A 15,008-nucleotide genomic window follows, 5' to 3' on the forward strand; every position below is an offset into this window, starting at 1 on the left:
GAGTCAAGCAATGTCGTTCAATATCGGCCTCAGCGGCCTCAATGCAGCCAGCACCAGCCTGGATGTCACCGGCAACAACATCGCCAACGTCGGCACCACCGGTTTCAAGTCGGCGCGTGCCGAGTTCGGTGATCTGTACGCCAACTCGCTGTTCCTCGGTGGTTCCCGCTACACCGTGGGTAGCGGCGTGACCACCCAGGCGATTTCCCAGCAGTTCACGCAAGGCAACGTCAGCACCACAGGCGCCAGCCTGGACCTGGCCATCAACGGCAACGGCTTCTTCATCACCAGCAATAACGGCTCGACCACCTATACCCGCGCAGGTGCTTTCGGTACCGATAGCTCTGGCTACATCGTCGATGCCAGTGGCAATCGCCTGCAGGGCTATGGCGTCGATGCCGATGGCGAGGTGGTGGAAGGTATCCTCACCGACCTGACCGTCAGCACTGCCGCCGTTGCGCCGAAGGCCAGCACCAGCCTGACCGAAACGCTGAACCTGAACTCTTCGGACACAGTGCCTACCGAAACGCCGTTCGATGCATCCGATACCGACACCTACAACTACACCTTCAGTACCGACATCTACGACAGTCAGGGTAATGCTCATAGCCTGAGCCAGTATTTCGTCAAGACCGACCAGAATACCTGGACCATGTACGTCACCGTGGACGGTGTGAATCCGGCCGATCCGACTTCCACAGATCCCTACAGTGCGGACCTGACCTTTAACTCGGCCGGTGCATTGACCGCCTCCACCAGTTCCGACTTCACCGTCGACAGCCTGGGTAATCTGACCCTGACCAACTGGGTCCCTGCCGCCAAGAACGCAGCCGGTACCATGGCCAGCAACGGCGCTTCGGCAGCGACCGATGGCGTGACCATCGACATGTCGGCGACCAGTCAGTACAACAGCACCTCCGCTGTAACCGCCAAGTCGCAGGATGGCTATGCGCCGGGCAATCTGTCGTCGCTGTCCATCGATTCCGATGGCAACCTGTTCGGTACTTACAGCAACGGCCAGTCGAAGGTCATCGGCCAGGTCGCGTTGGCCAACTTTGCCAACGTGCAAGGTCTGACGCCGGTCGGTGGCACGGGCTGGAAGGAATCCTACGCTTCGGGCGTTCCGGTGGTCGGCGCACCGAACACCGGTGTCATGGGGGATATCACTGCCGGTGCTCTGGAGGACTCCAACGTCGACCTGACTTCCGAGCTGGTCAACCTGATCAAGGCGCAGAGCAACTACCAGGCCAACGCCAAGACCATCTCCACCGAAAGCACCATCATGCAAACCATCCTTCAGATGACCTGATGAGCACGTGCTTCAGGTTGATGCTGGTGCTGGTCTGCGCGCTGCCCCAGGCGGGCGCGGCAGCACCAGCGCCTTGGTACAAGTACCAGAGCATCAAGACCGGCGTGTTCATCTGCACCCAGGTCGATCCCGGCAAGCAATTCATCCGCTTTGCCGGCCCTTTCAAGAACGCCGCCTGCCGCTGAGCGCCAGGCGGCGTTTTTTTTGAGCGTCAACACGTTGCCGCCTACCGGCAAACAAGCGCCGTTTTGCCGGCGCCTACGCTTCGCGCGTGCCTTGGGTTTGCATGGAAAAGCCCGTGGTCAGCGGGTTGGCGGGATGTTGTGCGTATTGGCCCAAGACTTGCTAATACGTCTTCAGCAATGCACAGGCGGCGTGGTTCCGCCGAGGGAGGACAGAAGTGGACAAGATGCTGTACGTGGCCATGACCGGCGCCAGCCAGAACGCGCTGGCGCAGAAGGCCCACGCCAACAACCTGGCGAACGTTTCGACCAACGGCTTCCAGCGTGACCTGGAGCAGGCGCGCTCGATGCCGGTGTTTGGCGAAACGTTGCCCTCCCGCGCCTTCGCCATGACCGAACGGCCGGCTACCGACTTTGCCCAGGGCCCTCTGATCGAAACCGGTCGCGAGCTCGATGTGGCCATCGATGGCGATGGCTGGATCGCTGTGCAGGCACCCGACGGCAGCGAGGCCTACACCCGCACCGGCAGCCTGAACATCGACGCACTGGGCGTGCTGCGCACCGGCAACGGTTTGGCCGTGCTCGGCAATGGTGGCCCGATCGCCATTCCGCCGGAAGAGCACGTTGAGGTCGGCTCGGACGGCACCATCAGCATCCGCTCGCTGGGCGAAAGCCCCTCGGTGATGGCGGAGGTCGACCGGATCAAGATGGTCAAGCCCGAGCTCAATACCCTCAGCAAGGGTACCGATGGCCTGATCCACAGCAACACCGGCCAGCCCTTGGTGGCGGATGCGTCGGTGAAAGTGGTTTCTGGCTTCCTCGAAGGCAGTAACGTCAACGCGGTCGATGAGATGACTTCGATCATGGCGCTGTCCCGGCAGTTCGAGCTGCAGATCAAGATGATGACTGCCGCCAAGGAAAACGACGAATCGATGGCGCGGGTGATGCAGCTCAGCTGACACCCGCCTCAACCCCCTGTTCGACACAGACGGTCATCACGCCGTCGCGTAAGGAGAAGACACATGCTTCCGGCTCTCTGGGTCAGCAAGACCGGCCTCGCCGCTCAGGACACCAACCTGACGACCATTTCCAACAACCTGGCCAACGTCTCGACGACCGGTTTCAAGAAGGACCGCGCCGAGTTCCAGGACCTGCTGTACCAGATCAAGCGTCAGCCGGGTGCCCAGTCGACTCAGGACAGCGAGCTGCCCACCGGCCTGCAGGTCGGTACCGGCGTGCGCATCGTCGGCACCCAGAAGAATTTCACCGCCGGCAGCCTGCAGACCACCGACCAGCCGCTGGACATGGCCATCAACGGCCGTGGTTTCTTCCAGATCATGCAGCCGGACGGCACCATCTCGTATACCCGTGACGGCACCTTCCACCTGGACTCCGATGGTCAGTTGGTGACCGCCAATGGCCTGGCGCTGGAGCCGGCCATCGTCGTCCCGGCCGATGCCCAGACCTTCACCGTCGGCACCGACGGCACCGTGTCGATCACCACCGCCGGCAACGCCGCCAACCAGGTGATCGGCAACCTGCAGACCGCCGACTTCATCAACCCGGCCGGCCTCCAGGCAATCGGCAACAACCTGTTCCTGGAAACCGCTTCCAGCGGTGCGCCGAACGTCGGTACCCCAGGCCTGAACGGCTTCGGCACCACGCTGCAGAACACCCTGGAGAACTCCAACGTCAGCACGGTGGAAGAGCTGGTGAACATGATCACCACCCAGCGCGCCTACGAGATGAACTCCAAGGTGATCTCGACCGCCGACCAGATGCTGCAGTTCGTTACCCAGAACCTGTAATGCGCATCCGCTGAACCCGCCGAACCCTTGAAGCACCCGTAGCACCGTGAGGTCATGAGCATGAATCGTTTGTCCGTCGTTCTCGCCGCAGGTGGCGCTTGCCTGCTGGCCGGTTGCATGGCCCCGCCGGCCAAGCCCAACGATCCGTACTATGCGCCGGTGCTACCGCGTACGCCGTTGCCGGCGGCCGCCAACAACGGGTCGATCTACCAGGCCGGGTTCGACCAGAACCTGTACACCGACCGCAAGGCGTTCCGCGTGGGTGACATCATCACCATCACGCTGAACGAGAAGATGGCCGCCAGCAAGAGCGCCAACTCCTCGATCGCCAAGGACAGCGAGACCAGCCTCGGCCTGACCTCGTTGTTCGGCGGTGGAGTGAAGACCAACAGCCCGTTCGGTGGCGGCTCGTTGAGCCTCGATGCCGGCTACAGCGGTACGCGTGACACCAAGGGCGACGCCAAGGCGGCCCAGGGCAACAGCCTGACCGGCTCGGTCACCGTGACCGTCGCCGAAGTGCTGCCCAACGGTATCCTCGCGGTGCGCGGCGAGAAATGGATGACGCTCAATACCGGTGAGGAGCTGGTGCGCATCGCCGGCCTGATCCGCGCCGACGACATCGCCACCGACAACACCGTTTCGTCCACCCGCGTGGCCGATGCGCGCATCACTTATTCGGGAACCGGCTCGTTCGCCGATGCCAGCCAGCCTGGCTGGCTCGATCGGTTCTTCATGAGCCCGTACTGGCCTTTCTGAGTGCGTATCGACATGCTCAAGTTCAAACCGCTGCTGGTGCTGACGGCCCTGATGTTCGCCTCCTTCGGTGCGCATGCCGAGCGCCTGAAGGATATCGCCAGCATCTCTGGCGTGCGCACCAACCAGCTGATCGGCTATGGCCTGGTGGTCGGCCTCAATGGTACGGGTGACCAGACCACGCAGACGCCGTTCACCCTGCAGACCTTCAACAACATGCTGGCGCAGTTCGGCATCAAGGTGCCGGCCAACACCGGCACCGTGCAGTTGAAGAACGTCGCCGCGGTGTCGATCCATGCCGACTTGCCGGCGTTCGCCAAACCGGGCCAGGTGGTCGACATCACCGTGTCGTCGATCGGTAACTCCAAGAGCCTGCGCGGCGGCAGCCTGCTGATGACGCCGCTCAAGGGTATCGATGGCAACGTCTATGCCATTGCCCAGGGCAACCTGGTGGTCGGCGGCTTCGACGCCGAAGGCAAGGACGGCTCGCGCATCACCGTCAACGTACCATCGGCCGGCCGTATCCCTGGCGGTGCCACCGTGGAACGTGCGGTGCCGAGCGGGTTCAACCAGGGCAACAGCCTGACCTTGAACCTCAACCGCCCCGACTTCACCACCGCCAAGCACATCGTCGACAAGATCAACGACATGCTCGGCCCAGGCGTCGCCCAGGCCGTGGACGGTGGCTCGGTGCGGGTGACCGCGCCGATGGACCCGAGCCAACGGGTGGACTACCTGTCGATCCTCGAGAACCTCGAAATCGACCCGGGCCAGGCCGTGGCCAAGGTCATCATCAACTCGCGTACCGGCACCATCGTCATCGGCCAGAACGTCAAGGTGTCGCCGGCCGCCGTGACTCACGGCAGCCTCACCGTGACCATCACCGAAGACCCGATCGTCAGCCAGCCAGGCCCGTTCTCCAATGGCGAGACCGCCGTGGTGCCACGCTCGCGGGTCAACGCCCAGCAGGAGGCCAAGCCGATGTTCAAGTTCGGCCCGGGCACCACGCTGGATGAGATCGTCCGTGCAGTGAACCAGGTGGGCGCGGCGCCCAGCGACCTGATGGCGATCCTCGAAGCGCTCAAGCAGGCCGGCGCCCTGCAAGCCGACCTGATCGTGATCTGAGGCCGGCGCAGATGAAGACCGTCGACACCGGCGCCTACACCGACCTCAACCGCCTCAATGCGTTGAAGGTCGGTGACAAGGACAGCGAGGCGAACCTGCGCAAGGTCGCCCAGGAATTCGAGTCGCTGTTCGTCAGCGAAATGCTCAAGTCCATGCGCGCGGCCAACAACGTGCTGGCCAAGGACAACCCGCTCAACACCGAGACCACCAAGCAGTACCAGGAAATGTACGACCAGCAGCTGGCGGTCAGCCTGTCCCGCGAGGGTGGCGGCATCGGCCTGCAGGACGTGCTCATGCGCCAGCTGTCGAAGAGCGCCTCGACCCAGCGCCCCGGTGGCAACCCGTTCAACCGCGACGCCAGCACCAGTGGCACCCTGGGCGCTGTGCACAAGGCGGCAGCGGATGGCCAGGTGGCCAGCACCACGCACAACGACGTCGCGGCCCTCAACTCGCGGCGTTTGTCGCTCCCGAGCAAGCTGGCCGACCGCCTGCTCGCGGGCATCGTCCCCGGCGCTGGCACCGCAGCACCCGCCAACAGCCTGCGCCGTGGCGCCGGCAGCACCGCTACGGCGGTGGGCGCGGCAGGCGAATATGGCGACTGGACCCAGTCTCCGGCCTTCGCCGGGCTGTTGGCCGGTGGCCAGCGCAGCGTCGTCCAGGTGCCCTTGGCGCCGGGCAAGGCCGCTTTCGCCAACGCCGACGAGTTCGTCGCCACCATGCTGCCGATGGCCCAGGAAGCGGCCCAGCGCATTGGCGTGGAACCGAAGGTGCTGGTCGCCCAGGCCGCCCTGGAAACCGGCTGGGGCCGGTCGATCCTGCGCCAGAGCGATGGCAGCAGCAGCCACAACCTGTTCAACATCAAGGCCACCGGTAGCTGGAAGGGCGAGCAGGCGAGGGCGCTCACCAGCGAGTTCCGTGACGGCCAGATGGTCAAGGAGTCGGCGGCGTTCCGCGCCTATGGCTCGTACGCCGAGAGTTTCCACGACCTCGCCAACCTGTTGTTGAACAACGATCGCTATCAAGAAGTGGTCAAGTCGGCCGATAACCCAGAACAGTTTGCCGCTGAGTTGCAAGAGGCCGGTTACGCCACCGACCCGAACTACGCGCGGAAGATCTCGGCGATCGTCCGGCAGCTCGACAAGTACCAGACCTACGCAGCCAACGGCACACAAACGACTCTATAAGGCTTGAAGCATGTCGAATCTGATCTCTATTGGGCTTTCCGGGCTGTCGGCCAGTCAAAGTGCCCTGACGACCACGAGTAACAACATCACCAACGTGGCGACGTCGGGCTATTCGCGCCAGCAGACGGTGAACTCGGCGGGCGCCCTGCAGAGTATCGGTGGGGCAGGGTATGTAGGCAGTGGCACGACCTTGTCGGAAGTACGGCGGATCTACAGTGCGTACCTGCAGAGCCAGGTGAACGCCAGTACCTCGCTGAGTTCGGAAGCCAGCACCTACTCCACGCAGATCTCGACCCTCGACTCGTTGCTCTCCGATAGCACGACCGGTATCACCAGTGTGCTGTCGTCGTTCTTCGATGCCTTGCAGACCGCCTCGTCCACGCCAAGCGACACGGCTGCTCGCCAGTTGCTGATGACGTCTGCGCAAACCTTGAGCAATCGCTTCAATTCGATTGCTTCGCAGATGAACCAGCAGAACACCAGCATCAACTCGCAGTTGAGCACGCTGACCGGCCAGGTGAACTCCATCACCTCGTCCATCGCCACGCTGAACCAGCAGATCGTCGCGCTCTCGGCCAACGGCACCGAGCCGACCAGCCTGCTCGATGCGCGTGACGAGGCGGTGCGCCAGCTCAACGAGCTGGTCGGTGTGACCGTGCAGGAGCGCGATGGCAACTACGACGTCTACCTGGGCACCGGTCAGGCGTTGGTCACCGGTACCACCGCCAACAAGCTGACGGCGCAGGCGAGCAGCACCGACCCGTCGCAATACAGCCTGACCATCCACTACCAGAACTTCAGCACTGATGTGACGTCGGTGGCCACCGGTGGTGAGATCGGCGGCCTGCTGCGCTATCGCGACGATGTACTCAATCCTGCGTTGAACGAGTTGGGGCGCATGGCCATCGTGGTCAGCGATACCATCAACAGCCAGCTGGGTCAGGGCCTGGACCTCAACGGCGACTTCGGATCGATGCTGTTCTCCAGCATCAACAGCGCCTCGGCCATCAGCCAGCGCAGCCTGGCTTCGGCCAACAACAGCGCAGGCTCCGGCAACCTGGACGTGACCATCACCGACTCCAGTGCACTGACTGCATACAACTATGAAGTCAAGTTCACCAGTGACAAGGACTACACGGTGATGCGCTCGGACGGCACCAGCATGGGGTCGTACAGCCTGGATGACGATCCGGCGCCGGTGATCGATGGCTTTACCCTGGCGCTCAATGGTGGAGACCTGTCCGCAGGCGACAGCTTCCAGGTCATTCCGACCCGTACCGGTGCGAGCAATATCAGCACCGTGATGACCGACTACAACAAGCTGGCGTTCGCCAGCGCGCTGACTGGCGTGGCCGGGTCGAGCAACAGTGGCACCGGCACCTTCAGCCTGCCGACGCTGACCACCGATCTGGACATCTACTCCGGTACCGAGCTCGCGCAGATGCAAAGCGGCATCGAGAATGCCAGCCCGGTCAAGCTGGTGTTCGACGCCGCCAGCTCCGGCACCCAGGGCTACACCGTCTACAACGCCCAGGGGGTCAGCATCGGTACCGGCACCATCGTGCCGAACCAGGACAACACCCTGAGCGTCACCGTGCCGATGCTCGATGACAGCGGCAGCGCCATGTTCGATGCCGATGGCAACGCCATGACTTACACCTTCGAAATGACGGTGAGCGGTTCGCCAGCGGCCAACGACAGCTACAGCGTTTCGTTCAACAGTGACGGCACCACCGACAACCGCAACGCACAGAGCTTGTTGGCGCTGCAGACGGCCAATACCGTGGGCGTGAGCGGCAGCAACGTCGGCATGAGCATCACCAGCGCCTATGCGACCCTGGTCGAAGGGGTGGGCGCATTGACCAGCCAGGCAAGCATCGATGCCAGCGCGACTGCGGCGGTCCTGACCTCGGCCACCGACAGTCGTGATTCGGTATCGGGCGTCAACCTGGATGAAGAGGCCGCCGACCTGGTCAAGTTCCAGCAGTACTACACAGCCTCGTCGCAGATCATCAAGACTGCGCAGGAAGTCTTTCAAACACTGATCAGCAGTCTGTAAGGGAGGGCGATCATGCGTATTTCCACCAACCAGTACTTCGCCAACAGCATGACCAGCTACTCCAAGGCGTTCGCTTCGGTGACCAAGACCCAGGAGCAGATCTCGTCGGGCACGCGTATCCAGACCGCGGCGGATGATCCAGTCGGCGCTGCCAAGCTGCTCAAGCTGCAGCAGCAGAGTGCCTTGCTCGATCAGTACAACGGCAACATCACCACGGCGACCAATGCGCTGAATAACGAGGAATCGATCCTCTCCAGCATCACCGACTCGTTGCAGCGTGCCCGTGAGCTGGCATTGCGTGCCGGCAGCGGTGCGCTCACCGACGAAGACCGTGCGTCCATCGCCAGCGAGATCAGCCAGATCGAAGACACTGTTTTCAGCCTGCTCAACAGCAAGGACTCCAACGGCAACTATATCTTCGCCGGCTCCAAGAGCTCGACCCAGCCTTACGTGCGTAACGCCGACGGCAGCTACACCTACCAGGGCGACCAGACCCAGTTGAGCCTGCAGGTGTCCGATACCCTGAGTATCGCCACCAACGACACCGGCTATAGCACGTTCGAGCAGGCCACCAACGTCTCCCGTACCCAGGCAGCGCAGGTCTCGCCGACCACGGACGAGGGTATCCTGACCCTGACCTCCGGTACCCTGACCTCCTCGCGCAGCTACAACAGCAGCTATGTCGCGGGTGAGCCCTATACCGTGACGTTCACCAGCAGTACCGAGTTCACGGTGACCGATGCCTCGGGCAACGATGTGACCTCGGAAACCAGCACGGGTGGCCTCATCGACCCCGATGACGAAGCCGGCACCAACTTCACCTTCCGTGGCGTGGAGTATGCGGTCAACGTGACCCTGGACGACGACCAGGCGGCCGATGCCGATACGCTCGTCGGCCAGTACAGCTTCACCCTGTCGAGCATCCCGGACACCATCACTGCCAATCGCCTGCCCAGCAACACCTCGACGGCCCAGGTCACCGGTGGCTCGGTCACCGATAACGCCGCATATGCGGCGGGCTTCCCGGAAGGCGGTGCGGTGATCAAGTTCACCAGTGCTACTGCTTATGAGGTTTACGCCGCGCCGCTGACCGACTCGAGCAAGGCCATCGGCACCGGCACGGTGAGCGGGTCGACGATTACCGTAGCGGGCGTCTCGCTGGATATTTCGGGCACTCCGGCGGTGGGTGACAAGTTCACGGTTTCGGCGGATGCACACGAAACGCAGAACGTGCTCAATACGCTCAATACCCTGAAGAATGCGCTGAACCAGTCGACCGCCGACGGTGCCACGTCGTTGTCGATTACCAACGCTGTCGCCTCGGCTATCGGCAACCTCGACTCGGCCAGCGCGCAGATCGACATCGTGCGCGGCTCGATCGGTGCCCGGGGCAACGCCCTGGATATCCAGACCACCGAAAACTCCAGCCTTGGCCTGGTCAACGCGGCGACCCAATCGTCCATCGCCGACACCGACATGGCTGAGGCCAGCGTCCAGTTGACGCTCCAGCAAACCATGCTGCAAGCCGCGCAGTTGGCCTTCTCGCGCATCTCGCAACTGAGCCTGTTCGACAAGATCTGACCCGCCAAGCCGAAACGAGCTGCTACTTTTTGATTAAAAAGAGGCGCTCGTTTCGGCTTTTTTGTATCTTGATGTTCGGATGTGACGTCCCATACCGGTTGTGACCTATGGGTCAAAACGCGCATCTTCACTGTATTGTGTAAACGGGCCCATACAGCCAGGTGTTTCGGGGATATCTGCCCACCCTGCGCAACCCGGCCCGCCGCCCAGGCACCGCTCCGTTCAGGTGAGTGGTGATCTTTAGCTATTCAGTATTGGGAAGCCAGAATGATTGGCATTAAAAGCATCGCGAGCTACGTGCCCTCCGCCGGTCTCGACAACTACGCCCAAGGCGCCAAATTCGGCAAGGATGAAACCTTCATCCTCGGAAAGATCGGCTCGGCCTTCCTGCCGCGCAAGGATGACGACCAGGAAACCTCCGACCTGTGCGTCGAAGCGGTTCAGAAACTGTTCGCCAATCATCCGGAACTGGACCCCGAGTCCATCGATGCCCTGATCGTCGTGACCCAGAACGGCGATGAAGAAGGTTTGCCGCACACCGCGGCCATCGTCCAGGCCAAGCTCGGCCTGCCCACGCACATCGCTGCGTTCGATATCTCGCTGGGCTGTTCGGGTTATGTCTACGGCATCTATGCGATGAAAGGCTTCATGGAAGCGGCAGGCCTGAAAAATGGCCTGCTGATCACCGCCGATCCTTACTCGAAGATCGTCGACCCGGAAGACCGCAATACCACCATGCTGTTCGGCGATGCCGCTACCGTCACCTGGATGGGCGAGCAGCCGACCTGGGTGCTGGGCAAGGCCAAGTTCGGTACCGATGGTAGCGGCGCACCGCACCTTAAAGTCAGCGATGGCACGTTCTTCATGAACGGCCGCCAGGTGTTCAACTTCGCCCTGGTCAAAGTTCCGGCGCACCTTCACGAACTGCTGGGCGATTCGAACCTGCAATCGACCGATATCGATGCCTACTGCATCCACCAAGGCAGCGCGGCGATCGTCGATGCGGTGGCGCGGCGGTTCGAGGAAGGGCAGCCAGAGAAGTTCGTCAAGGATATGGTCGAGACGGGGAATACTGTGTCTTCGAGTATTCCGTTGTTGCTGGAAAAGCACATGTTCGACTCGAGCTGGAAGCGTGTGGCGATCAGTGGGTTTGGGGTGGGGTTGTCGTGGGGGTCGGCGATTATCGAGCGGGCTTGAGTTGAATCAAGTCGTGTGCTGATGGTTTAGACCCTGAGGGCTTCGACAGACCAACGAAAAAGGCCGTGATCCCAGGATCACGGCCTTTTTGCATCTCAGCCTTTCTTGAAATGGAGCAGGGTGATTCGGCTATCGAGCTGTTCTCCTGCGCCCAAGGCCGCCTTGTGTGGCAGCTTGTGGTAGTTATGCAAGCGATAGCCGCGGCGGCTTAGCTGACAGATGTACCACTCGGCATCGCGGTAGCGGTGGTTGAGCTTGAAAGCGCGGTCCCAGCGGGCGTCCATCAGATCAAAAAGGATGATTTCCTGAGTCGACCGTGCCAGACCGTCGAGGATATTTGACAGCAAACCATCGGTGATCTGGCCGAGGAGCTCGCCGAGCAGGACGATGCTTCCAGGGAAGCGACGGCCGAAGTCCTGCGTACCGTTAGGAAGACGCTCTTGAAGGCCGGATGTCAGCTCAAGCGCAATCAGCTGTTCGCCAGAGACAAGGAGCTCCAGTGTGCGCCGGCGCTGCAAATAGCCTTCGAAGAACTCGTTGATTGACCAACCGCAAGGCGCTTGGTCTTGGGCGAGTGGAGCTTTGGGTTTCCAGTCCCGAGTTGCTGCCACGCCTTGATCGTAGAATCCGTCACGGAGCTTTCGTGGCGCGAGGAGATAATTTGAGGCATTAACCAGCTCGAACGCCCGATGAACGCGATATTCGTTTCTAGCGACCCACGCCAAGAACTCTCCCTTGTTGGTGTTGGATACTTCAATCAGCAGGATTGGCTTATTGCGCTTGATCAGCTCGGCTGCGCCTGCCAGTACTTCCATCTCCATCCCTTGGGCGTCGACCTTGAGCAGGTCTATCGTGGCAGTGGGGTGGCGGTTGTCCAGAGAGTCGATTTCCAGTTCGCCTTCGGTGTCTCGTTTCAAGCTCGTTGCGCCGAGATTCGCAGGGTCCAGCATGTCATAGCTGGCTCTGGCGGGACCTGCTCCTACACCGATACGTTCTATTGCAAAGCGATCCTCCGGGATTTCGTTAAGGGCGAAGTTCGCTTGGAGTAGGTCGGCAGTGATTTGTGCCGGCTCGAAACAATGGATATATGCTGCATCACCAATCACGCTGAAGAACAGCGCATGGTTCCCAATATTCGCACCGACGTCAAAGATCCGAGCCTGCCGGGGCAGTACCAACAGAGTCTCAGTAAGCTCTCGCAATTCAAAGAACTGCTCTCGTGCAAGCTGATTCTGGACGAAGTCAAGCGTGTTGCTCAGCCGGAACTTCACCTCCTGACCATAGAATGGGACCGCAGCGATCACTTCGTTTGCATTACAAAAAGCGCTGAAGACTTCGGGGACAATGGCGCTCCAGTCCTGACCAGTGGCCGCGCGAGGACCGGTGGAATGTTGGCCGCGGACGTTGTAAAAAAGCGGCTCCGCCAGCTTAATGCAACGGTATCGACTCCAGACCCGCAGATAATAATCGACATCCTCGCCGCAATCCATTTCAATATTGAAAGGCTCTCCCTGCGCGACCGTGGCACGGATGAAGTGTCCGAATTGCAGCGTATTGAACGGGTGATTGAGCAGCACCTGCTCGAAACTATCTATTGGGCTAATCTCGCTCTGTCGGCGAGCTATCTCCCCGGTGATCGGATTGGCGGTGTAAATGGCGCCCCAAATTCCATCATTATCTTCAGTTTTCCCTTCAATCAGCTGAAAAGCCTCAGGTGCCATTAGGTCGTCGGCATCAAGGAAAAATATCCATTCAGCCTTAGTGGCAATAGCGCTCTCCACGGCTTGATTCCGTGCGCGAGAACGCCCTTGGCCCAGACTGTCATCTTGCAGGTGCAGGGTAACCTCTTCAAAAGGTCCGGTGCCGGTCTCGATGGCTTGCGCCACGGATTGGGCGGCGCGTTGGGCAAGCTCCTGATGGCCAGGTCCAACGGGGATAATGACGCAGCACTTCATTTAAAATTCCTGTTTACAAGGTTAGACGAGATTTTCGTCTTTCAAAGCCTGACATACACGCGCAAGTGCTTCTGTCCAATCAGACATCTCGCGGTTCCGGAAAAGTCTTACACTGCTGTACCAGTAGCTTCGGCCTTCCTCTAGCCCCCAGCGCCAATTGGGATTCAGCGGAAGGAGGGCGAATGTGGGGATGCCCAGCGCTCCCGCGAGATGGACGGTGGTGTTGTCAATGCTTATGACGGCATCGAGGGCCGCGATTTGAGAGGCCTGTCGATCCAAATTGATCCGAGCGTCTACGCTGTCGTCGTGATAGAGGTTCAGGCCCAAGGATGCGGCCTCTTCTCGCTCCTCGGGGGTGCTGTCATATTGCAGATCGATCAACTGGATACTTGGGAGGGTCTGCAAGAGCTTCAGGGTCTCGAGACGGATGCGGCGGCTTTGGCGCTCGGTAAGAATGGTTTTACCTCCGCGCCAAGAGATACCTATCAAGCGTTTGTCTGCAAATTGATTCGCGTAACGTGAGCTAAACTCTGCCGTTTCTTCAAGATCAGCAGTCAGAAAACTTTCGCGTACGGGGAAGGTTTCGATGTGAGGGCGTAAGATACCTGGAAGGCTAGCAAGTGGTATCTGGTAGTCGCTGGTGGGCCAGCTGTGCTTGAATAAGTGCACGCCATTTGCAAACTCTTGTCCTTCTTCCTTGCCTCGAATGAAATTCACATCTGGGTAGGTTCGCGCAAACAGATCATCTAATCGAGCGTAGATTTCGTAGTGAACTGTCCCACCTCTCTTCAGGAGGTCATCTAACAGGCTACCGTACATGATGTGGTCGCCGATACCTTGTTCAGCCCAGACAATCAAGGACTTCCCTTCCAGCGACTCGCCTCGCCACCGGGGGATGTTGAACTGCTGGTAAAACTGGCTCTGACCGGGGATTGCCCAGCGCCATTCGTGATGGCGCCACCCTTCTTCGAACTGCATTAGCCGTAACATCAATAAGGCGAGGTTGTTATGGGTGCCGGGGTGTTCAGGATCTTTAGCTAATGCCAGCTTATAATTCTTAAGCGACTCGTCATAGCGTCCAATTTGTTCGTACATCATTCCGAGGTTGAACAAGTTTGAAATATTGTCCGGCTCTATTTGTGCCGCGAGCTGATAGCATGCAACGGCGTCATGGAATTCGCCCTTGCTGAAATGTACCTGGCCCAGCACCCCGATCAGTTGTGCTTGATCTTTGCTCGATAACTGCTGGCTGAGCAGAGTGTGAAGAGGAGCTTCTGCGCGCTCTCGAATATCCAGCGTTAAAGTGATCTCATAAAGAAGCTTGAATCGATAAATGTTGGGTGATTGATTGAACCACTGTTCGGCTAAGTCAAGGTCTCTCAGTAGTGTCGCGCTTTTATAAAGGTACTGAGATAACAGCATGTCCACTTCCAGCGATGGCGGAAGCTCCAAAGCTCGAACTGCTGCTGCTGCACCTGATTGGTCATCATCGATTTGGAAAAAGACTTGCGCCAACTGTGCATGTGCCAAGGCGGCATCGGGGGTTAGCTTGATGATTTTCTCGAGAAGCCGGATCTGTGCTTGGTGGTTGCCAGTCTTTTCAGCTTGCTGAAGTGCTGTGCTGATTTTTCGCAGCTCGGAGTGGGCAGCATTCTGAGGCATGGGGCGGGTGCTCATAGGTGGCGTGAAATTGACTTGCGTATACGTGCGCAAGCAAAAATGAGGCCACGCCCTGATGTTCTCTTAGGATCACTCGATTGAGTATCCGTAGGTCAAAGGGCTGGCAGGACAGCTTTTTTGTGAATTTAAGTGACTGAATTTTAAGGATTTTTAGTGGCGATGATGCGGGCATGAC

12 protein-coding genes are annotated in these 15,008 nt (G+C 60.0%); 10 read left to right on the forward strand and 2 right to left on the reverse strand.

Going from position 1 to position 15,008, the window contains the following annotated elements:
• Window positions 1-10: 10 nt before the first annotated feature.
• The 10 genes from flgE (at window position 11) to IAE37_RS14955 (ending at window position 11,198) form a co-directional block, all read left to right on the forward strand.
• Window positions 11-1,309: a flagellar hook protein FlgE gene (gene flgE, locus IAE37_RS14910; RefSeq protein WP_201174781.1), complete on the forward strand. Its 1,299-nt coding sequence runs from the start codon at window positions 11-13 to the stop codon at window positions 1,307-1,309.
• Entirely contained in the window at window positions 1,309-1,494 is a 186-nt protein-coding gene (locus tag IAE37_RS14915; protein WP_201174783.1) for a hypothetical protein, read from the forward strand. The genes flgE and IAE37_RS14915 overlap by 1 nt, the downstream gene beginning before the upstream one ends.
• 215 nt (window positions 1,495-1,709) lie before the next feature.
• Window positions 1,710-2,450: a flagellar basal-body rod protein FlgF gene (flgF, locus tag IAE37_RS14920; protein ID WP_201174785.1), complete on the forward strand. Its 741-nt coding sequence runs from the start codon at window positions 1,710-1,712 to the stop codon at window positions 2,448-2,450.
• A 63-nt stretch (window positions 2,451-2,513) separates the two neighbouring features.
• Window positions 2,514-3,299 (forward strand): flagellar basal-body rod protein FlgG, encoded by a 786-nt coding sequence (flgG, locus tag IAE37_RS14925; RefSeq protein WP_133328297.1) that lies wholly within the window; start codon window positions 2,514-2,516, stop codon window positions 3,297-3,299.
• Between the two features lie 60 nt (window positions 3,300-3,359).
• The gene (flgH, locus tag IAE37_RS14930; protein WP_201174786.1) at window positions 3,360-4,055 is read left to right on the forward strand and encodes a flagellar basal body L-ring protein FlgH; all 696 of its coding nucleotides are present in this window, start codon (window positions 3,360-3,362) and stop codon (window positions 4,053-4,055) included.
• 12 nt (window positions 4,056-4,067) lie between these two features.
• A complete protein-coding gene (locus tag IAE37_RS14935; protein ID WP_201174787.1) occupies window positions 4,068-5,177 on the forward strand; it encodes a flagellar basal body P-ring protein FlgI in 1,110 nt (369 codons plus the stop codon).
• Between the two features lie 11 nt (window positions 5,178-5,188).
• Window positions 5,189-6,361 carry a flagellar assembly peptidoglycan hydrolase FlgJ gene (flgJ, locus tag IAE37_RS14940; protein WP_201174788.1) on the forward strand — a complete coding sequence of 391 codons (1,173 nt, stop codon included), beginning with the start codon at window positions 5,189-5,191 and terminating at the stop codon, window positions 6,359-6,361.
• A 10-nt stretch (window positions 6,362-6,371) separates the two neighbouring features.
• Entirely contained in the window at window positions 6,372-8,420 is a 2,049-nt protein-coding gene (flgK, locus tag IAE37_RS14945; protein WP_201174789.1) for a flagellar hook-associated protein FlgK, read from the forward strand.
• A 12-nt stretch (window positions 8,421-8,432) separates the two neighbouring features.
• Window positions 8,433-10,001 (forward strand): flagellar hook-associated protein 3, encoded by a 1,569-nt coding sequence (locus IAE37_RS14950; protein WP_201174790.1) that lies wholly within the window; start codon window positions 8,433-8,435, stop codon window positions 9,999-10,001.
• A 267-nt stretch (window positions 10,002-10,268) separates the two neighbouring features.
• A complete protein-coding gene (locus IAE37_RS14955; protein WP_201174791.1) occupies window positions 10,269-11,198 on the forward strand; it encodes a ketoacyl-ACP synthase III in 930 nt (309 codons plus the stop codon).
• A gap of 95 nt (window positions 11,199-11,293) precedes the next feature.
• Here IAE37_RS14955 and IAE37_RS14960 read toward each other — a convergent pair whose 3' ends face one another.
• Window positions 11,294-13,153 (reverse strand): FkbM family methyltransferase, encoded by a 1,860-nt coding sequence (locus tag IAE37_RS14960; protein ID WP_201174793.1) that lies wholly within the window; start codon window positions 13,151-13,153, stop codon window positions 11,294-11,296.
• Between the two features lie 21 nt (window positions 13,154-13,174).
• Window positions 13,175-14,815: a tetratricopeptide repeat protein gene (locus IAE37_RS14965; RefSeq protein WP_201174795.1), complete on the reverse strand. Its 1,641-nt coding sequence runs from the start codon at window positions 14,813-14,815 to the stop codon at window positions 13,175-13,177.
• Window positions 14,816-15,008: the final 193 nt, after the last annotated feature.

The sequence above is a fragment of the Pseudomonas sp. S31 genome, assembly GCF_016648105.1.
In the GTDB taxonomy this organism is placed as follows: Bacteria; Pseudomonadota; Gammaproteobacteria; order Pseudomonadales; family Pseudomonadaceae; genus Aquipseudomonas.

Excerpts from the sequence above, each read along its gene's own strand:
- flgE (WP_201174781.1), top strand. The coding sequence starts at position 11 with ATGTCGTTCAATATCGGCCTCAGCGGCCTCAATGCAGCCAGCACCAGC.
- IAE37_RS14915 (WP_201174783.1), top strand. The coding sequence starts at position 1,309 with ATGAGCACGTGCTTCAGGTTGATGCTGGTGCTGGTCTGCGCGCTGCCC.
- flgG (WP_133328297.1), top strand. The coding sequence starts at position 2,514 with ATGCTTCCGGCTCTCTGGGTCAGCAAGACCGGCCTCGCCGCTCAGGAC.
- flgH (WP_201174786.1), top strand. The coding sequence starts at position 3,360 with ATGAATCGTTTGTCCGTCGTTCTCGCCGCAGGTGGCGCTTGCCTGCTG.
- IAE37_RS14935 (WP_201174787.1), top strand. The coding sequence starts at position 4,068 with ATGCTCAAGTTCAAACCGCTGCTGGTGCTGACGGCCCTGATGTTCGCC.
- flgJ (WP_201174788.1), top strand. The coding sequence starts at position 5,189 with ATGAAGACCGTCGACACCGGCGCCTACACCGACCTCAACCGCCTCAAT.
- flgK (WP_201174789.1), top strand. The coding sequence starts at position 6,372 with ATGTCGAATCTGATCTCTATTGGGCTTTCCGGGCTGTCGGCCAGTCAA.
- IAE37_RS14950 (WP_201174790.1), top strand. The coding sequence starts at position 8,433 with ATGCGTATTTCCACCAACCAGTACTTCGCCAACAGCATGACCAGCTAC.
- IAE37_RS14955 (WP_201174791.1), top strand. The coding sequence starts at position 10,269 with ATGATTGGCATTAAAAGCATCGCGAGCTACGTGCCCTCCGCCGGTCTC.
- IAE37_RS14960 (WP_201174793.1), bottom strand. The coding sequence starts at position 13,153 with ATGAAGTGCTGCGTCATTATCCCCGTTGGACCTGGCCATCAGGAGCTT.
- IAE37_RS14965 (WP_201174795.1), bottom strand. The coding sequence starts at position 14,815 with ATGCCTCAGAATGCTGCCCACTCCGAGCTGCGAAAAATCAGCACAGCA.